Annotated in this window: 15 protein-coding genes and 1 other RNA gene; 7 read left to right on the forward strand and 9 right to left on the reverse strand. The window is 74.2% G+C overall.

The window, feature by feature from the left end; all coding sequences use genetic code 11:
- The 5 genes from ABEA42_RS10475 (at position 1) to ABEA42_RS10495 (ending at position 4,432) form a co-directional block, all read left to right on the forward strand.
- On the forward strand, positions 1-852 hold the full coding sequence (locus tag ABEA42_RS10475) for a Nif3-like dinuclear metal center hexameric protein (protein ID WP_345503113.1): 852 nt from the start codon (positions 1-3) through the stop codon (positions 850-852).
- A 44-nt stretch (positions 853-896) separates the two neighbouring features.
- Positions 897-1,589 carry a zinc ribbon domain-containing protein gene (locus tag ABEA42_RS10480; protein ID WP_425572054.1) on the forward strand — a complete coding sequence of 231 codons (693 nt, stop codon included), beginning with the start codon at positions 897-899 and terminating at the stop codon, positions 1,587-1,589.
- 3 nt (positions 1,590-1,592) lie between these two features.
- A complete protein-coding gene (locus tag ABEA42_RS10485; RefSeq protein WP_345503118.1) occupies positions 1,593-2,771 on the forward strand; it encodes a bifunctional RNase H/acid phosphatase in 1,179 nt (392 codons plus the stop codon).
- A 69-nt stretch (positions 2,772-2,840) separates the two neighbouring features.
- The gene (locus ABEA42_RS10490; RefSeq protein WP_345503120.1) at positions 2,841-3,254 is read left to right on the forward strand and encodes a rhodanese-like domain-containing protein; all 414 of its coding nucleotides are present in this window, start codon (positions 2,841-2,843) and stop codon (positions 3,252-3,254) included.
- The gene (locus ABEA42_RS10495; protein WP_345503122.1) at positions 3,251-4,432 is read left to right on the forward strand and encodes an O-succinylhomoserine sulfhydrylase; all 1,182 of its coding nucleotides are present in this window, start codon (positions 3,251-3,253) and stop codon (positions 4,430-4,432) included. The genes ABEA42_RS10490 and ABEA42_RS10495 overlap by 4 nt, the downstream gene beginning before the upstream one ends.
- 15 nt (positions 4,433-4,447) lie before the next feature.
- Here the strand turns inward: ABEA42_RS10495 and ABEA42_RS10500 are convergent, their stop codons facing one another.
- Together ABEA42_RS10500 and ABEA42_RS10505 are read right to left on the reverse strand one after the other, a co-directional pair.
- The gene (locus ABEA42_RS10500) at positions 4,448-5,545 is read right to left on the reverse strand and encodes an SLC13 family permease (protein ID WP_345503124.1); all 1,098 of its coding nucleotides are present in this window, start codon (positions 5,543-5,545) and stop codon (positions 4,448-4,450) included.
- 10 nt (positions 5,546-5,555) lie between these two features.
- On the reverse strand, positions 5,556-6,305 hold the full coding sequence (locus tag ABEA42_RS10505; RefSeq protein WP_345503126.1) for a YaaA family protein: 750 nt from the start codon (positions 6,303-6,305) through the stop codon (positions 5,556-5,558).
- Positions 6,306-6,359: 54 nt separating this feature from the next.
- Between ABEA42_RS10505 and ABEA42_RS10510 the strand changes: the two genes are divergently transcribed.
- Complete coding sequence (locus tag ABEA42_RS10510) at positions 6,360-7,808, forward strand: RNB domain-containing ribonuclease (protein WP_345503128.1); 1,449 nt, start codon at positions 6,360-6,362, stop codon at positions 7,806-7,808.
- A gap of 24 nt (positions 7,809-7,832) precedes the next feature.
- Here the strand turns inward: ABEA42_RS10510 and ABEA42_RS10515 are convergent, their stop codons facing one another.
- Entirely contained in the window at positions 7,833-9,251 is a 1,419-nt protein-coding gene (locus ABEA42_RS10515; protein ID WP_345503131.1) for a lytic transglycosylase domain-containing protein, read from the reverse strand.
- A gap of 204 nt (positions 9,252-9,455) precedes the next feature.
- Between ABEA42_RS10515 and rnpB the strand changes: the two genes are divergently transcribed.
- An RNA gene (gene rnpB / locus ABEA42_RS10520) (RNase P RNA component class A) lies at positions 9,456-9,855 on the forward strand.
- A gap of 131 nt (positions 9,856-9,986) precedes the next feature.
- On the opposite strand, the gene ABEA42_RS10525 is transcribed toward rnpB, so the two are convergent.
- From ABEA42_RS10525 to ABEA42_RS10550, 6 genes are read right to left on the reverse strand one after another with little or no spacing between them, the layout of a single operon-like run.
- Positions 9,987-10,730: a copper chaperone gene (locus ABEA42_RS10525; protein ID WP_345503132.1), complete on the reverse strand. Its 744-nt coding sequence runs from the start codon at positions 10,728-10,730 to the stop codon at positions 9,987-9,989.
- A gap of 8 nt (positions 10,731-10,738) precedes the next feature.
- A complete protein-coding gene (locus ABEA42_RS10530) occupies positions 10,739-12,805 on the reverse strand; it encodes a DUF7868 domain-containing protein (protein WP_345503134.1) in 2,067 nt (688 codons plus the stop codon).
- Between the two features lie 12 nt (positions 12,806-12,817).
- Positions 12,818-13,936: a hypothetical protein gene (locus tag ABEA42_RS10535; protein WP_345503136.1), complete on the reverse strand. Its 1,119-nt coding sequence runs from the start codon at positions 13,934-13,936 to the stop codon at positions 12,818-12,820.
- Positions 13,933-14,529, reverse strand: coding sequence for a hypothetical protein (locus ABEA42_RS10540; protein ID WP_345503138.1), 597 nt, complete (start codon positions 14,527-14,529; stop codon positions 13,933-13,935). The genes ABEA42_RS10535 and ABEA42_RS10540 overlap by 4 nt, the downstream gene beginning before the upstream one ends.
- A gap of 19 nt (positions 14,530-14,548) precedes the next feature.
- Complete coding sequence (locus ABEA42_RS10545; protein ID WP_345503140.1) at positions 14,549-15,868, reverse strand: hypothetical protein; 1,320 nt, start codon at positions 15,866-15,868, stop codon at positions 14,549-14,551.
- Positions 15,865-18,456: a hypothetical protein gene (locus tag ABEA42_RS10550; RefSeq protein ID WP_345503142.1), complete on the reverse strand. Its 2,592-nt coding sequence runs from the start codon at positions 18,454-18,456 to the stop codon at positions 15,865-15,867. Before ABEA42_RS10550 ends, ABEA42_RS10545 begins: the two co-directional genes overlap by 4 nt.
- Between the last annotated feature and the right edge of the window lie 82 nt (positions 18,457-18,538).

An 18,538-nucleotide genomic window follows, 5' to 3' on the forward strand; every position in this document is an offset into this window, starting at 1 on the left:
GTGCACCCCACCCTCGCCGACGTCGTCCGCGCCCTGGAGGGGCTCTACCCGCCCTCGACCGCCCAGTCCTGGGACCAGGTCGGGCTGGTCTCCGGTGACCTCACGCAGCCCGTCGAGCGGGTGCTGTTCGCCGTCGACCCCACCCTCGCGGTCATCGAGGAGGCCCGGGCCCTGGGCGCCGACCTGGTCGTCACCCACCACCCGCTGCTGCTGCGCGGCGTCCACAGCGTCGCCACGTCGACGGCCAAGGGCGCCAGCGTCACCGCCCTGGTGGTGCACGACATCGCGCTCTACGTCGCCCACACCAACGCCGACGTCGCCTCGCCCGGCGTCAACGACGCCCTGGCGCAGGCCTGCGGCCTCGTCGACGTCGAGCCGCTGACGGTGGTCGAGGGCCAGCCGCTGGGCCGGGTCGGGCTCCTCCCGGAGCCGGTCACCCTCGCCGAGTTCACGACCGCCCTGCACGCCGCGCTGCCGCCGTCCCCGGGGGGTATGCGTGTCGCCGGGGACGCCGGCGCCACCGTGCGCCGCGTGGCCGTCATGGGCGGGGCCGGCGACGACCTCTTCGACGCCGTGCGGGCGGCCGGGGCCGATGTCTACGTCACCGCGGACCTGCGTCACCACCCGGTGCTGGAGGCGCGGGAGGAGGCCCGCGGGGGCACGCCGTACCTCGTCGACGCCGGGCACTGGGCGACCGAGTCCCTGTGGCTGGAGGGGGCGGCCCAGCGGCTCGAGGACGCGCTTGCGGGGACCGGTGAGGCGCACCATAAGGTGGAGACCCACATTTCCACACTGCGCACCGACCCCTGGGACTTCGTCGTCGGTGCCGAGCCGCCCGGAGGTACGTCCTGAAAGCCGACCCGTCACGCCAGTGGAGGCTGCTCGACCTGCAGGCGATCGACACGCGTCTCGACCAGATCGCCCACGCCACCAGGAACCTGCCGCAGCGGACCCGCCTCGCCGAGCTCGAGCAGCGCGCCGCCGCCCTCGACTCCGAGCTCGTGCGCGCCCGCACCGCCCTCGGCGACATCGAGCGCGAGGTCTCCAAGGCCGAGTCCGACGTGCAGCTCGTCCGTGAGCGCGCAGCCCGCAACCGCTCGCGCCTCGACGCCGGCACCGGCTCCGCCAAGGACCTGCAGGCCCTCCAGCACGAGCTCGACTCGCTCGGCCGCCGGCAGGCGGAGCTCGAGGACGTCGAGATCGAGATCATGGAGCGCGCCGAGGCTGCCGGCGCCGAGGTGGCGCGCCTGGAGGCGGAGCACGCGACGCTCGCCACCGACCTCGAGGCGGCCCGCGTCGCCCAGGACGACGCCCTGCGCGAGTACGAGGCCGAGGCGGCCAAGGTCGCCGCGCCCCGCGCCGACACGGTGGCCGGCGTGGGTGACGACCTCGTCGCGCTCTACGAGAAGATCCGCACCCAGGCCGGCGGCCTCGGTGCGGCCGCGCTGCGCCAGAGGCGTTGCGGTGGTTGCCAGCTCGAGCTCAACAACGTCGAGATGAACCGCATCAAGGCCGCCGCGGAGGACGAGGTGCTGCGCTGCGAGGAGTGTCGCCGCATCCTGGTCCGCACCGCCGAGTCCGGCCTCTGACCGGTGGGGCGCGCACTCGTCGTCGAGGCCGACGGCGGCTCCCGGGGCAACCCCGGGGTCGCCGGGTACGGCGCGCTCGTCCGTGACGCCGCGACCGGGCGGGTGCTGTGGGAGGGCGCCGCGCCGCTGGGCAAGGAGTCCAACAACGTCGCGGAGTACTCCGGCCTCATCGCGGGGCTGCGCGCTGCCCAGCGCATCGACCCCGCAGCCGATGTCCGGGCCCGGCTCGACTCCAAGCTCGTCGTCGAGCAGATGGCGGGCCGCTGGAAGATCAAGCACGAGGACATGCGCCGGCTCGCGCTCGAGGCGCGGGAGATCGCAGCGGCCCTGAAGCGCGCGGGCGGCTCCGTCGAGTACGGGTGGGTGCCGCGCGCCGAGAACAAGGACGCCGACGCCCTGTCCAACGCCGGCATGGACGGGCGGACCATCGACCGCATGCTCGACGACCTGGCCCCGGGCGCCCCGGGTGCGGGCGACGAGCAGGCGGCTGACGAGCAGGCGGCCGGCGACCGTGCCCTCGTCGAGGAGGTCATCGACCCGACCCCCGCGGTGGTGCAGCCCGAGCCGGGACAGGGACCGACGGCCCGTGTGGTGCTCGTGCGCCACGGCGTCACCGACTTCACCACCGCCGCCAGGCTCGACGGCCGCGGGGGCAGCGACCCGTCCCTCAACGCGACCGGGCGGCAGCAGGCGACCGCGGCGGGGCGGGCCCTCGCGCACCTGCTCGGTGGCGCCGACGCACGGCTGGTCACCTCCTCCCTAGCCCGGGCCCGCGAGACGGGTGCGGCGGTGGCGAAGGCCATCGGTGCCACCCCGGTCGTCGACGCTGCCTGGGACGAGCAGGACTTCGGTGACTGGGACGGCGCCAGCGTGCACGACCTGGCCCGCGAGCGGCCCGAGGAGCTGGCCCGCCTGCGCCACGACGCGACATACGCCCGCCCCGGCGGCGAGACCCATGCCGAGCTCGCCGAGCGCGTGCTCGCGGCCTACGCGCGGGTGGTGGTCGCCGGCGGGACCACCGTCGTGGTGTGCCACCGCAAGCCGATCATGGTCGTGATGGCCGAGGTCCTCGGCATCCCGCACGAGCGCGTGTGGCGCCTCGCTGCGGCCCCGGGGTCGCTCAACGCCCTCGAGGTGTGGCCCGACGGCACCGTCTCGGTGGTCTTCACCAACCGCACCTGAGCCCTTCTGGGCGCGCCCACGATGTGACCGCGTCGTCTCGGCATGTGGCGCCCGTCCTAGGCTGGCGCCATGAGCTATGCGGGAGACGTGGCGCCCGAGGAGGCGTATGCAGCCCTGGCCGCGGACGAGGACGCCGTCCTCGTCGACGTGCGCACCAGCGCGGAGTGGAGCTATGTCGGGCTTCCCGACCTGAGCGAGCTCGGCAAGAAGGTGGTCTGCGTGGAGTGGCAGCGCTACCCCGACGGCGCCGTCAACGGTGACTTCGTCGAGCAGCTGCGCGACGCCGGCCTGCCCGACGGCGCCCCCCTGTACTTCCTGTGCCGATCCGGGGTGCGGTCGGTCGCCGCCGCGGAGGCGGCCACCGGCGCGGGCCTCGAGCCCGCCTACAACGTGCTCGACGGCTTCGAGGGCCCGCACGACGAGCGGGGCCGCCGGACCGTGGCCGGGTGGAAGAACTCCGGGCTGCCGTGGAGGCAGGGATGAGCGAGGGCCGCAGCTTCCGCCCCGACACCCTGGCGGTCCGCGCCGGGCTGACCCGCAGTGGGTTCGACGAGACCTCCGAGGCGCTGTTCCTCACCTCGGGCTTCGTGTACGAGAGCGCCGAGCAGGCCGAGGCCGCGTTCAAGGACGAGGTCGACCACTTCATCTACTCGCGCTACGGCAACCCGACGGTGACCATGTTCGAGCAGCGGCTGCGCGAGCTCGAGGGAGCCGAGGCCTGCTTCGCCACGGCGTCGGGGATGTCGGCGGTGTTCGTGGCCCTGGCCGCCCTGCTGGGCAAGGGCGATCGCGTCGTGTCCTCGCGCGGGCTCTTCGGCTCGTGCTTCGTCATCCTCGACGAGATCCTGCCGCGCTGGGGCGTCGAGACCGTGTTCGTCGACGGCCCCGACCTCGAGCAGTGGCGCGAGGCGCTGTCCGTGCCGACGCAGGCGGTGTTCTTCGAGACGCCGAGCAATCCCATGCAGGAGCTCGTGGACATGCGCGCGGTCTCCGACCTGGCGCACGCCGCCGGGGCGCAGGTCGTCGTCGACAACGTCTTCGGCACGCCGGTGTTCTCCCGGCCGCTGGAGCACGGCGCCGACGTGGTCGTCTACTCCGCCACCAAGCACATCGACGGCCAGGGCAGGACGCTGGGCGGCGCCGTGCTCGGCACGAGCGAGTTCGTCGACGGCCCCGTCAAGAACCTCATGCGGCACACCGGGCCCGCGATGTCGCCGTTCAACGCCTGGGTGCTCGTCAAGGGCCTGGAGACGCTGAGCCTGCGGGTGCGGCAGCAGGCCGCGAACGCGCTCGCCGTCGCGGAGGCCCTGGAGGCGCACCCGTCGGTGCGGACGGTCCTGTACCCGTGGCTGCCCTCCCATCCCCAGCACGAGCTGGCGCGTCGCCAGATGCTCGGGGGCGGCACGGTCGTGACGTTCGAGCTGTCGGGCGGCAAGGCGGAGGCCTTCGCGCTGATGAACGCCCTCGAGGTCGTCGACATCAGCAACAACCTCGGCGACGCCAAGTCGATGGTCACCCACCCCGCGACGACGACCCACCGCCGGCTCACGCCGGAGGCCCGCGCTGCCGTCGGCATCACCGACGGGACGGTGCGCATCTCGGTCGGGCTCGAGGACCCGCAGGACGTCATCGAGGACCTGGTCCGGGGCCTGCCCGGCTGAACGGCGCGGCCGCGGTCAGCCGACGAGGGCGAGGGCGGCCACGGACAGGCCTCCCGCGACCAGCGCGCAGACGGCTCCCTGCGCGGCGAGCCGCCACGGGCCGACCGTCAGGCCGCGGGCGCGGCAGCGCTGGGCCCACAGCAGGGTGGCCAGCGAGGCCCACGGCGTCACGAGCGGCGCGACGTTGACGCCCACGAGCAGGGCCATCAAGCGCTGGGGCGCGTCCGCCGTCACCGACTCGAGCGCGATGTAGGCGGGCAGGTTGTTGGCGACGTTGGCGGCCAGGGCACCGCTGCCGGCCACGCGGAACAGGTCGGCCGGCGCCGTACCCGACCCCGCGAGCGACGCCAGCAGGTCCTGCAGCCCGTGGCGCAGCGCCACGTCGATGACGACGAACAGGACGGCCACCCCGAGCGCCATCTGCCAGGGCACGGAGACCGACCGCAGCCCCTGGCGGTCGCGGACGGCGACCGCGACCAGCAGGACGACCGCGGCGATGCTGGAGACCCAGGCGGGGGAGAGGCCGAACGCGAACAGTGGCCCCACCGCCAGGCAGACCGCCCCGGCGACGCGGAGCATCACCGGGTCGTGCGGCTCCGGGGGCGCGTCCGGGGTGTACCTGCCGCGCAGGGCCCGGCGGTGGAAGACGTAGAGGACGAGCACGGTGCCGACGACGGCGGCGGCCGCGGGGGCCGCTGCCAGGCGGACGTACCCGGCGTGGCCGACGGACAGCTCGTCGAAGCGGTGCAGGGACAACAGGTTGCTGAGGTTGGAGACGGGCAGGAGCAGGCTCGCGGTGTTCGCGAGCCACAGGGTGGTCATCGCGAACGGCAGCGGCGAGATGCCCAGCTGGGCCGCGATGGCCAGCCCCACCGGTGTCAGCAGGACGGCGGTGGTGTCGAGGCTGAGGAAGATCGTGCACACCACGGCGACCACGACGAACAGCAGCCACAGCAGCGGTGTGCGGTGACGTCCCGCGCGGGTGGCCCAGTGGCCGGCGACGTCGAACACACCTGCGGCGTCAGCGATCTCGGCGACCACCGTGATCGCCACGAAGAACACCAGGACGGGGACGACCCGGGTCGCCAGGTCGCTCAGCTCGGCCGTCGTCACCGTCGGCCCGTCACCGGCGCGCCGTCGCGTCCAGCACCCACGGCCCGCCGGCGCGGCTCGGCTCGGAGAGGCTGACCTCGAACGCGTCCTGCAGCACCTCGACGAGCTGCGGGACGCGTCGCACGTCCCGGCCCACCTGGCACAGGTGGCGCGCGACCAGGCCCCGCGTGTGCTTGGCCATGTGCGTCGCGCCGGGCACCCGGACCTGTACCCAGCGGTCGGCCAGCGCGTCCTGGGGGACCCACGCGGCCGCGTACGTGCTCGACCGGCAGTCGACGACCACGCCGCTGGCCGCGGCCTGCGGCAGCACCCGGCCCAGCTCGGGCTTCCACGCGGAGGCGAGGGGACCGACGCCGGGGAGGTTCACGGCCATGGACAGGCGGTAGGGGACGATCGCGTCGGTGGGGCGCACCGCGCCGTACAGGGCGGAGACGACGACCAGCCAGCGGTTCGCCCGCCGCTTGGCCGCCGCGTCGAGGGTGGGGTAGTCGAGGGCGTCGTAGAGGACCCCCGTGTAGACCTGCGCGGCAGGCAGGGTGGGCGCCGTCCAGAGCCTGGTGTTGCGCGCGACGTCGTCCGCGAGGTTGGGGCTGACGCCGAGCACCTCCGCTGCGTCGGCGCGCGAGCTGACCCCGGCGAGCGCGTCCGCGACCTGCGCGCGGGTGGCGCCCAGCTCCGGGAAGCTCAGGCGGGCAGCGTCGAGGCGGCGTCCCCGGGCCCGGCCCGTCTTGGACTCCGACGGGGGGAGGAGGATCAGCACGGGCCAAGACTAGGTCGGCGCGCCACGAGGCACCCTGCTGGGTAGGTTGACGGCATGCCCCAGCGCCGACTCAAGGTCCAGCCGCCCGTCGCCGAGCACGCGGTCGCCCAGTCCACCGAGCTGCAGGCGCGCTTCGCCGCGATCCGCGCGGAAGCCGGTGTCCCGGAGGCGTTCCCGCCCGAGGTCGAGGCCGAGGCCGAGCAGGTCGCCGCCGCCCCCGAGCTGCCCGACCGCGACGAGACGGCCGTCGCCTTCCTCACCATCGACCCGCCCGGTTCGATGGACCTCGACCAGGCGCTGCACATCGAGCGGCTCGGGGACGGCCACCGCGTCCGCTACGCCATCGCCGACGTGCCCGCGTTCGTCCGGCCCGGCGGCGCCCTCGACGCCGAGACCCGGCGCCGCGGCCAGACCATCTACGCGCCGGACCGGCGCACGCCCCTCCACCCGCCGGTCATGAGCGAGGGAGCAGCGAGCCTGCTCCCGGGGCAGGTGCGGCCGGCGTTCGTCTGGGACCTGCGGCTCGACGCGCAGGGCGAGGTCACTGACACCGCCCTGTACCGCGCCCGCGTGCGCAGCACCGACCGGCTGGACTACGTCGGGGCCCAGAAGGCGCTCGACGCGGGCGGGGCCGATGAGCGGCTCGAGCTGCTCAAGGAGGTGGGGCTGCGGCGCCTGGAGCTGGAGCGCCGGCGCGGCGGGGCGAGCCTGCCGATGCCGGAGCAGGAGGTCACCGAGGACGAGAGCGGCCACTACCGCCTGCACTTCCGGCCGCCGCTCGACGTGGAGGACTGGAACGCCCAGATCTCGCTCATGACCGGCATGGCCGCGGCCCAGCTCATGCTGCGGGCGGGCGTGGGCATCCTGCGCACCATGCCCGCCCCCGACGCCGACGCCGTGGGCCGGTTCCGCCACGCGAGCCGGGCCCTGGGCGTCGAGTGGCCCAAGGGCACGCCGTACGGCGAGTTCCTGCGCACCCTGGACCGCACCAACCCCCGTCACCTCGCCCTGATCCACGAGGCGACCGCCCTGTTCCGTGGAGCCGGGTACACGCCGTTCGACGGTGCCGCTCCCGCCCAGCCGGACCACGCCGCCGTGGCCGCACCGTACGCCCACGTCACCGCCCCGCTGCGCCGGCTGGTCGACCGGTTCGGGCTGGCGGTGTGCGAGGCCGTCAGCGACGGGCGCGAGGTGCCGTCGTGGGCACGGGAGGCGCTGCCGTCGCTGCCCGAGGTGATGGGAGCCTCCGACAAGGTGGCGTCCGCGGTCGAGCGAGGGTGCGCCGACGCGGTCGAGGCGGCTGCCCTGGAGGACCGCGTGGGGCAGGAGTTCGACGCGATGGTCGTCGACCAGCGCGAGAAGGGCCGGGCCCTGGTCCAGGTGCAGGAGCCCGCCGTGCTGGCCAACGCCACGGGCGACCACGAGCTGGGCACACGGGTGCGGGTGCGCCTGACCGAGGCGATGGTGGCCACGAGCACGGTGCGGTTCGAGATGGTCGGCTGACCCCTGGGGTCCACGCCGCCGCGGTCAGCCCGAGGTCGGGCCCTCGGTGCTCGTGGTCGTGGCGGTCGTCGTGGTCGCCGGCGCCGAGCTGCTGCTCGAGCTGCTGCTCGAGCTGGTCCTCGAGCTGGTCGACGAGCTGGTCGTCCCGCACGGGTCCGGGGTGGTCGAGGGGCTGCTGGTGGTGGTCGAGGGGCTGCTGGTGGTGCTCGACGGGCTGGTCGTCGTCGGGCTCGTCGTGGTCGAGGGGCTCGCGGTGGTCGTGGTGCTCGCCGTCGTCGTCCCGGGGCAGGTGGTCGGCGAGGGGCTCGTCGTCGGGCTCGTCGTGGTCGAGGACGACGTGGACGAGGTCGTGGTCGACGTGGCGGTGGTGCTGCCGGTGGTCGTCGGTGGGGCGGTTGTGCTGGTGGGGCTCGTGGTCGTCGTGGTCGAGGGACGGGTCGTCGTGGTCGAGGTGGTGGGGGAGGCGCTCCCCGCCGTCGACTTCATCGGGGCGACGGCGGCGGCGGCGACGGGCGGCCGCGAGGGCGGTCCGACCAACGTGGGCGGGACCCACGCGGGTGCGGCGGGGAGGAGGGGGAGGGACCCGCCCTGCGTCATGGTGCCGGCCAGCCGCAGGACGTCGGCGAGGTAGGCGGCCGAGTGGTTGTAGGACAGGACCGCCGACCTCAGGCCGGTGCTCGTCGACAGGTCGCGGCCGCCGGCGCACAGGTAGGCGGCCGCCGACCACGCGCTGTCCTCGACGTTCTGGGGGTCGCGCGTGCCGTCGCCGTTGCCGTCGCGACCCCAGCGCGACCACGTGGAGGGGATGAACTGCATCGGCCCGACAGCCCGGTCCCAGGTCGTGTCGTGGTCCCAGCGCCCGGCGTCGGTGTCTGGGATGGCTGCGTACCCGTGGCCGTCCAGGACTGGTCCCAGCACGGCGGGGACCGCCCGGTGGCTGCTGTCGAGGCCGCGTCCGGCGAGGGACCCCGACTCGACCTGGCCGATCGCGGCGAGCAGCTCGACGGGGAGGTGGCACGAGGTCGGGACGGAGGAGGCGGCCGAGCGGTAGGCGTTCCAGAGCACGTCGGGGACCGCCGTCGGACCGGACAGCGGGGCGCCACCCGTACCGGTCGAGCCGAGGGCGGCACCGGTCGCCACGAGCGGCGCGCCCAACCTCGTCGCGAGCACCTGGGTGAAGGCGAGGGCCCCCTCGCGTCGCTGGCCGACGAGGAGGTCGCGCTGGGTGACGTCCCAGTCCTCCGGGAGGCTGGTTGCCCTGGCGGTCGCGGCCGACGTGGTGGGCGACGCGGTCGCCCCGGCCGAGGGTGGGGGACCGGAGGCGGCCCCGCCTCCGACGAGCAGCGCGCCCCCGAGGACGACGGCTGACAGGACGGTGGTGGCTGGGCGGCCCACCGACAGCCGGAACACGCGGGGTCCCGGGCTGTGCGGTGTCTCGGCCATGGTCCCTCCCACCAGGTCGGCCGTCGTGCGAGGTGTCGGGAGCGGTCTCCAGCGCCCCCCCGTTCGCGCGATGGTAAGCACGTCCCCCGAGCCGTGGCGACCCCCTCGTGCAGGGTTTTTCCACGCAGTCCGGGACCCTCTGGGACCCCTGTGGCGCGAGAGGTGGATGGGGCACTCCCGCGCTGCCCTATCCTTGGGCGTGGATGAGTCGGCCAGGCGGTCGCGTCGGTGGGCAACCACCGCCGAGGAACGTCCGGGCTCCACAGGGCAGGGTGGTGGCCAACAGCCACCCGGGGTGACCCGCGGGACAGTGCCACAGAGAACAGACCGCCACGGTGGACCACGCAGCCCTCGGGCCGCGCAGGCACCGCGGTAAGGGTGAAACGGTGGTGTAAGAGACCACCAGCGGGCCAGGTGACTGGCTCGGCTAGGTAAACCCCACCCGGAGCAAGCTCAGACAGTGTGCGTCCGAGGGCTGCCCGCCCGAGCACACGGGTAGAGCGCTGGAGGCAGCCGGCAACGGCTGTCGTAGATGGATGACCGTCACCGAGGGCTGGGCAACCGGCTCACGGGACAGAACCCGGCGTATCGGCCGACTCATCCCACGTCCTCGAGGCCGGCGGACTGGGCCCGGACGGCGCCAGCGGCGGTTGGCATCCGGCTCCGCGGACGTCCGGCCAGCCGCCCGGGCACTAGGCCGACGACACCGTGCTCTCCTCCTGCAACCGCGCCTGCTCAGCGATGGGGCATCGACCCGTTCATCGTCATGGTCGTCTCCGGTGCGAGCAGCAGTGCCGTCACCAGGCAGAGCACCCCCAGGGCGGCCACCCAGGGTGCGAGCCGTCCCGCCTCGCGTGGAGGCCGGCGGCGTTCGGCGACGGTGATCGCGGTGGCACCGGCCATGGCGAGCAGGCCGTGGTCCAGCACCACCGCGAACATGAGCGGCGCCGTCACGGCGAGGCACGGGTATGCCGCTGACGCGCCGTACCGTGCGCAGTCGCGGTCGGCGCGCCAGCCCGACAGCGCGAGGGGCCGGGTGGCCCAGCACTGCCGCAGGAGCCGCGCGTGCGAGGGGGAGCGGGTGACGGCGACGGCGAGGACGAAGGCGCCCGCCAGCGCGGGCACCCACCCGACCGCGTCGGTCAGCGCGACCCCGACGAGCATGAGGGCCGCGCCCACGAGCGTCCACACGCCCAGGTACCCGACGAGGAACCCTGCGACCGCTCGGTACCGGCGCCTCCACAGGCTGCTGACGGCGACGTGCTGGACCTGGTCGAGCACGAGCGGGGTCATCATCGCGGCCGCCATCACCGCAGAGTGCTGCAGCGCCTGGGCCGGGGTGTGGTGCTCGTGCAGCCCGAGCAGCAGCCCCGGCTCCACCGCAGCCGCTCCGGCCAGGCCGAGCCAGCCGAGCCCGGCCACCGCCACGCCCACCCACTCCGGGTGGTGCCAGTGGGTGCGGACGGCGAGCGACGTCATGGTGCCTCCTAGGCGTAGAACAGGCTGACCCGGCCCACCTTCACGTCGCCCTGGGCCACTCCTCCGGTGGCGTCGGGGACGGGGGTGAACGTGACCTGCAGCTGCTTGGGGTCCCACTGGTCCGCCGCCGAGAGGGCACGCACGATGCTGGTGATGTCGAACGTGACGTCCCGTCCGCTGCCGCTGTGCGTCGTCGTGCGGCGGGACGCCTCAACCACCCCGAACATGGAGACGACACCGGCGCGACGGTCGGGGAAGTCGGTCGGGCGGGCGCCCGCAGGGATGTTGACGTGGACCTGGACGCCGCTGGCGTGCAACGTCGTGCCGGTGATGTTCTCCAGCCGCAGGTAGACCCGCGCTCCCGGGGCCGGCGCACCGCCTTCCATCAGTGCCCTCGCGGCGGGCCCGGTCGGGCCGCTGACGTCCACCCGGGCCGAGGTGGGCTGGGCGCCGAGCGGCACGGAGCCGCTCGATGCGCCGACCAGCTCGGGTGGGCGAGCCTCGTCCTCCCCGATGACGGGCGGTGCCTCGTCGGGCCGTTCGCCGAGTGCCTCCGGGGTGGGGGTGACTGGCATGTCCGAGTAGCGGTAGCCCAGCGGTGGCTGGCGCGGGTCGATGACCTCGGCCGTGGTCAGGGACGTGGTCGTCGTGCCCGAACCGAACACGAAGCGGGCACCCCGCCAGGCCCCGTCGGTCGGGTTGGTGTTCGTGCCGCGTCCCCGCAGCCACGCCTCCCAGAGGCGGTCGATGTTGGCGTGGTGCAGCCAGAAGATCGGGTCCTGGGCTGCGGTCTCGAAGTTCGACATGAGGCCGCGGGGGTTGGAGCCGCCGACGTCCACGTGGACGAAGCCGTGCGGGTGGTCCTCCAGCGTCCCGCCGCCGCCACCCCGGTGGGTCCCGACCACCGCGGAACGGCCGCCGAGGCCACCGGCGAAGGACAGGGTGAACGCCGTCTCGGCGAACATGTCCCGGGTGTCGACGGAGGTGTCCGGGATCATCGCGCCGTTGTTGATCCCGGGACCTCGCTGGGTGACCAGCAAGGGGTTGGGTGAGCCGTCGGGGAGCGTGGGGGCGCGGAAGGCCGGCGGGAGGCGCCGTACGTCGGCCCGGCTGGTGTCGCTGTAGTTCCAGAACGGCAGCGCCCAGTCCGCCGGGCCACCGAGCGCGGCGATGGCGTCGCGCATGATGCGCTCGAAGTGGTGCAGGTAGACGCGGTGCCACGGCAGGAAGTGCCAGCTGCCGTGCTCGCAGCTGTCCCACTTGGCGCCGGCCGGCCACTGGGGCGCGGCGATGAAGGTGCCGTGGGTCTCCGCCAGGTGCCGCCACGACCGCGGGTCGGTGAACGTGGTCCCGTTGCGGGCCTGCAGCGCCCGTACGCCGCGGGCGTACCAGAGCAGCGTGGGGTGCCAGGTGCCCGCGGCACTGAGCGTCCACGCGTCCTCGCGGACCCGCACGCCGGGGGTGGCCGGCGGTGTGGGCACCGGGGGAGGGGGCTCCGGTACGGGGGCCGGGGGCTGGGCCCCGGCGAGTGCCTCCAGCTCCGGCCAGGTCCGCTCACCGATCTTGCCGTCGCGGACCAGCCCCCGACACGCCTGGAACATCTTGGTCGCCGCCTCGGTCGCCTGCCCGAAGGAGCAGTCGACGGCCAACGGGTCCTGCCGCAGTGACACCAGGGTCGAGCGCAGCGACGCGATGTAGCTCGCGGTCGACGCGCTGGTGTCCCGGCAGCCGGCGCTGCCACCACGCAGGCTGGCCAGGAAGAGGTTGAGCAGGGTCTGCGCGTAGCCCACGTGCGGGTTGCGCGAGCTGGCGGTTCCACTGCCCCGGAGCAGGAGCGGCCGTGGCGGTGGTGGGACCGAGCCGCAGCCGCTCACGAGGTCCTCGCCCGACAGGGGCACGGTCTCCGCCTCGGTGCCCGGCTCCGACAGGAGCGCGAGCGGCGCCTCGGCGGACTCCCACCCCTGCTCCGTCGAGGCCCACGCCTCCCCGGAGGGCACCGCGAACGGGCCCTCGTCCAACCACTCCGTACTGGCCGGGGTCGTCGACTCCGGCGTCTGCCACGGCATCCCGGACATGGCGAGCTCCTGTCAGCGCCGGACGGGGACGGCCGCGGGCAGCACGGTCACCGGCACGGCCCGCGCCTTGAGGTCACGACCCGAGGCCGCGGCCCACTCGGTGATGACGCGCCGTACCTCGGTGCCCAGCGGGGTGACCCCCGGCGGCAACGGCGGGACGCCGGGCGGCGTGACGCTCTGGTACAGCAGCCAGGACCGTCCGTTGTCGGTCACCCAGCCGGCCTCGAGTGCCCGCAGCAGCAGTGACAGGTCCGCCGCCATCGCCAGGAACGAGGCGGTCCGCGTGTGCGGCATCAGGCGTACCCGCTCGCCGATGACCCTGAGCCGGTCGGCGGCGCTCGCTCCCTGGGCGCGCAGGTCGACCACGACCGGAGTGTTCGAGGCGACCGTCAGCTCCACCCAGCCCATGGCCGTCGTCGCCGCCAGCTCCTCGCGCCCCAGCAGGGCGTTGAGCCGCCGGGACCGCAGCATGAACCCGAGCTGCTCGGCGAGCCGGTAGATCCGGTCGTCGTCGGTGGTGTTGCCGGCGACGAGGTTGCGGATGTTCTCGATGGCACGCCAGAGCTCGAAGAGCAGCTCCTCGAAGAGCCCGACGAAGGTGCGGTTGGCGACCTCGGCCTTGTCGTAGGGGTAGGGCGCGTTGCCGTCGGTCCCGTGTGCGAGGTCCATCCCGAACAGGCGGTAGTACGCGTTGCGGCGCACCGCCTCGGCGTCGGGCCTGATGGCGCTGGTCGACAGCCAGGCCGCGAACGGGTTGGCGGCGTTGAACAGCAGGGCCTCGGTGGCGTCCAGCCAGCGCTGGGTCGCCACCGACGGGATGCCCAGCCCCTCCCCGCTGCGGAAGGCGCGCACGACGCGGGCCAGGATCTGCGCCCCCCGGGTGTTCTCCACGGCATACGCGTAGATGAGGTGGTCCCAGGCGGGCTGGGCGGGCATGGGCACACCCGAGAAGGCGCCGATGGCGAACAGGCCCTGTCGTGCGGGACCTGCGGGCGGTTGGGCCTGGTTCCACAGGTTGGCGGCGTTCCACACCTCTTCCATGCGGAGGACGAGGTCGAGCGGGTCCGCGGTGAGCACCTGGGCCTGGGCGGCGGCGTTGCCCCCGAGCTGCTGGACGAGCTGCGGGATCATGACTGCTCCTCATCGTCGTCGTCGTCCTGGTAGACGTCCGGGTAGACGTCCTCGTAGGAGCTGTCGTAGGACTCGTCGGTGACGTCCGCCGAGCTGCCAGGGGGGTAGGTCGGGTCCAGGGAGGGGTCCGCCTGGCCGATGAAGTCGACGGGGCCGTCCCACGCGGTCGTCATCCCGGGGAAGTTGGTGTCGCGTCGGCCCCCGAGGGCCTGCCGGATCTCGCGGAGGGCACCCGCGACCCCGGGTTGGAGGGGCAGTGCGGTCGAGGGTGGGACCAGCATCCGCAGGGGGGCCAGCACCGCCTGGATGTCCGCGGTGCCCTGCTCCATGCCGCGGCGGATCTGGCGGGCGCTGCGCACCATTCCCTTGCGGATCTCCGAGGCGCTGGACGACATCGCCTCCTCCACCTCGGAGACACCGGTGGACAGCCCGTCGAGGCCGGCGACCCCGCGCAGTGCGGTCCACATCTTGTCGTTCTCGACCGAGGCAGCCTCCTGGATCGCGCGGATCGCGTCGAGCAGCTCCCTGGTGCGCGCGTCGATGGCCTCGATCGAGTCGGCCAGCTCGCGGGTCGTGGGTCGGTTGGTGGCCACGGTGTCTCCTTCGCTCGGCCTATGCGGCTCGTTGTCCACTGGTGATCCAGGCCCGGGAACGCTCGGTCCACTCCCCGGTGCGGTCCGGCCGTTCGGCCTCACGGAGGCCGGCCAGGGCGACGATGCGGATGCCCTCGGTGCGCCGCCAGTGCGGGGACGTCCACAGCGCGGCCCCGGTCGTGCGCTCGAGCTCACCCAGCGCGGCGGGCGAGACCCCGTGCGGGTCGACGAGGGCGTGGACCGGGCGGTCGCGGAACCCGGGCACCCTGAGGTCGAGGCACAGCCGGGCCAGCTGCGGCATCCGTGCCTGCGCCCGCAGGAGCAGCGGGACGGTCGACTGCTCGGCGCGGGTGGCGGGGTGGGCGGTGAGGAGCGCCTCCTCGAGGCCGTCCCAGGGGCCCGGGCCGTAGGACTGGCGGCACATCGCGCAGCCCAGCAGGGTGCGCAGCCAGCCCACCGGGTGCGGGTCGCCCAGCGGCCAGCGCAGGATCGTCCGGTCGTCGGCGACGACGTCGTACAGGGCAGCCACCGACGCGTACCCGGTCAGCGCGAAGGCGTACACGTCGGCGGCGATCTCGCTGCTCCACGGCTGCCACATCGACCTCAGCGGTGGGTCGTCGACGAGCTCCACCCCGAGTCCATCGCGCAGGGCCTCGTTCCAGCCGGTGAGGTGGGCCACCTGGTGTCCTGTCTCGTGGAACAGGGAGGTGGGGCGGTAGAGGTTGTGGCGCACGATCTTGATGGCGGCGACCGGGTTGACCGTCCCCGGCGCCCAGAGGCGTATGCCGGCCCTGATGATGCTGGCGCCGAGCCCGTCACCCAGGTAGGTGAGGACGGGCGGGACGGGGCGCCCCAAGGGGCGGAGGGTCACCTCGATGCTCTGGTAGGCGAGCTGGTCCAGCGTCCGCAGCGCCTCGCGGAGGGTGGGGCTGGTGCGCGAGTTCACCGCCTGCCCGAAGAAGTCCAGGGTCGTCTCGACGGTGAGGTACAGCCGACGGAAGCGGAGCACTGCGGCCTGCGCCCGGGGCAGGAGCGCGGGGTCGTGCCGTGCTCTGCGCACGACCTCGGTCGCCGTGTGCCCCGAGCGCAGGAGGTCCTGGACCACCGCTCCCAGCTGACGGCGGACCGGCAGGCCGATCTGCTGCTCCACCGACTCCCATGCCTGGCGTGAGGCGAACTCCTCGGCGTCGAGGAAGCTGCGGGCCGCGGCGACCCAGTGGGCGAGCTGGCGTTCCAGGTCGTCCCCGAGGGCGGTGCCGCCCCCCGGTGGGGCGGGCGGGGTCCCCGCCCGGGTGGGGACGGCGGTGCCGGCGGTCGGCGCGGTGGCGGTGGCGGTCACGGCGTCACGCGCCCTGGCCTCACGGTGACGGTCGTGGCGGCGCCCACCGCGGAGGAGGAACCAGACCAGCTGACCGGGCCGCCCGGCACGGGGAGCTGCAGGCCGCGGACGACCACGGTGACCGTCACGCCGCAGGCCGCGTCCTGCACGGCGGCTGCGAACTCCTGGGCCCGGGTGCGGGACCACTCGGCGAGGGCCCGGGCAGCGGCGGCCCTGATCTGGCGGCGCAGCGCCACCCGCAGCGTCGTGGGCAGCCGGTGCGAGCGGTGCCGGCGGTGGCTCGGTCGCCCCCCACTCCAGCCGAACGCCCGGAGCGTGGCGGCGCCGCCGGCCGGAGCCCAACCCCGTCGGTGCCGGGCCTCGAGCTCGGAGCCCGGCCAGGACTCCTGCTCCGCCTCGAGCCAGTCCTCGAGCTCCGCCCGGGCGGCGGGAGGCGTGCCCGCAGCGACGGACGGGGCGACGCCACCGATGGCACGGGACACCGTCTCCACGCCACCCGGACCGCCCCGCACCTGCACGGCCCCGTCGCTGCGCCCCACCGCGGCGCTGCCCGAGCGCAGGGCGTCGAGCACCGCGCGCAGCACGGTGGTCCCGCCACCCGGCTTCGCGGCCATGGCTGCCGCGATCCGCTGGGCGTCGCTCTCGGAGAAGAACATCACCACGCGTGCCTCGCCGCGGCCGAGGCGGATCCGTATCCGGCAGGAGCTGGGCTCTGCGGGGTCGCACGAGGACGCCGTCCTGCCTGCCGCCGACGCCGCCACCGTGGTCGGGCTCTGGCCCACCGGCTCGAGGTGGAAGAACCGCTGGCCGACCCCGATCCGGTGCCGCGACTCCAGGAACCGGCCGGGCACGTCGACGCCGAGGCCCGGCTCGCGGAGCAACGCCGTGGCGTTGGCGACGGTCAACGGGTGCAGGCCCCGGTAGGCACCCCGGCGACCGCTCGGGCCGAGGATCCGTTCCAGCCCGGCCAGCCGGGGGAGGGTCGTACCGGGCCCGGCCTCGTACACGCGGACCCGGAACCTGCCGGGCAGGGTGAGGCCGGCCGCGCGCAGGGAGGCGGCCAGGGTCGCGCCGCGGAAGGTCCGCATGGAGGAGGCGAGCTGCTCGGTGACCTCCACCTCGGGGACCCGCGTGTAGCGCTTGTACGCGTAGGGGGTCCGCGGGAACCGGGTGACGAAGCTGCCACCGAGGGACGGTGCACGGCGCAGGTCCGGCCGGACGAGCTGGCTCGGGAAGTTGGCGGCGACGGCCTGCTCGAAGGCCTCGGCCACGGCCACCTGGAGCAGGCTCTCGTCCTCGAACACGTGTGCCGGCTGCTCGCTCACCCGCCGCACGGTGTCCTCCACGGTCGCCGCGAGCGTGGCCGGGACGGCCTCTGCCTCGAGCTCGCCGGGCTGCCCCTGCTCCAGCCCGATGATCCGCAGCCCCAGGTCGACGATGGCGCGGGACAACGGTGCGGACAGCGTGGGTCCGACCCACTGGCCGATGAGCTTGGCGAGGAAGCCGGCGAGGAAGTTGACGACCTTGGGGCGGCCCACCAACCGCAGGCCGAGCCGCAGCGCCGGGAGGATGGCGGGGATGAACTGCTCGACCGCCGGACCGAGGTCCTCGTGGTCACCCGCCGCCTGGAGCTGGTTCATGAAGGTGCTGCGGGCCTCGGCCAGGGCTTCGAGCTGGCTGCCGGACTCCGGCTCGCCGCCGCGCTCCTGGTCGTGGCCGAAGGCTTCGCCCTGCTCCATGGCCTCGCCGCCCACGACCGACTCGGCCAGTGCGGCGTCGAACGACTCGGCGAGGGACTCGGGGTCCCGCGCGGTCACGGGGGTGGCCGTGAACCCCTCGGACAGCAGCTCCTCCTCCGTCTCCGCCTCGAGCTCGGCCTCGTCGAAGCTCTCCGCCTCGCCGACACCGAACCGCCGGGCCAGCGCCCGGGCCGGCTCGTGCAGCGCGGTGGGGAGGCGGTCGATGGCCATGGCGAGGACCCGTCGCAGCAGCGGGCGGACCAGCGCCTTGAGCTTGTTGAGGATCGGCCCGAGGGTGACGGAGGCGATCTTCCCCGCGGCGCTCGCGACGGTCCTGACGACGCTCTTGGCCTTCCTGATCAGGGCCCCGATGAACTCCTCACCGGCCGGGGAGACGGAGGTCGGTCCCGGGTCGAAGCGCTCCAGCACTTCGTCCAGCTGTTCGGGGGCGAGGCCCTGGACGTCGAGGTGCTGGACGTGCTCGGCGAACCGCTGCACGCACTGCTCGGCCTCGAACCCGATGGGCGCCAGGTGGGCGTCGGCGAGCTGCATGGGCTGCTCACCGGCGAACCGCTGGTCGGCGGCCTCGGCGGTCTCCCCGACCAGCTCGGCGAGTGCCTCGTCGAACGCCTCGTCGCGGATGGACTCGAAGGCCTCCGCGACGAACTGCGCCTGCTCGCCCTCTGCCTCGAGCGACTCCCCGAACGACGACTCGCTGAAGGGTGACTCGGTCTCGGTCCACGGGAGGAAGCCCAGCGCCTCGGGCTGTCCTTCGGACGCCGCGACGGCCTCCGCGAAGGGCGTCTCCAGCTCCGCCGTCAGCTCCGTCGTCCCTTGGGTAACGGTCATCGCAGCCTCCCAGAACCTCGCCGACCGGTCGCTGCCCATGGTCCGCGTCGCGGGTTGGCGCGGCGTGCCCCGACTCGTGCCC

Origin of the sequence: Pedococcus ginsenosidimutans (genome assembly GCF_039544395.1) — a bacterium.
Classification (GTDB): Bacteria; Actinomycetota; Actinomycetes; order Actinomycetales; family Dermatophilaceae; genus Pedococcus; species Pedococcus ginsenosidimutans.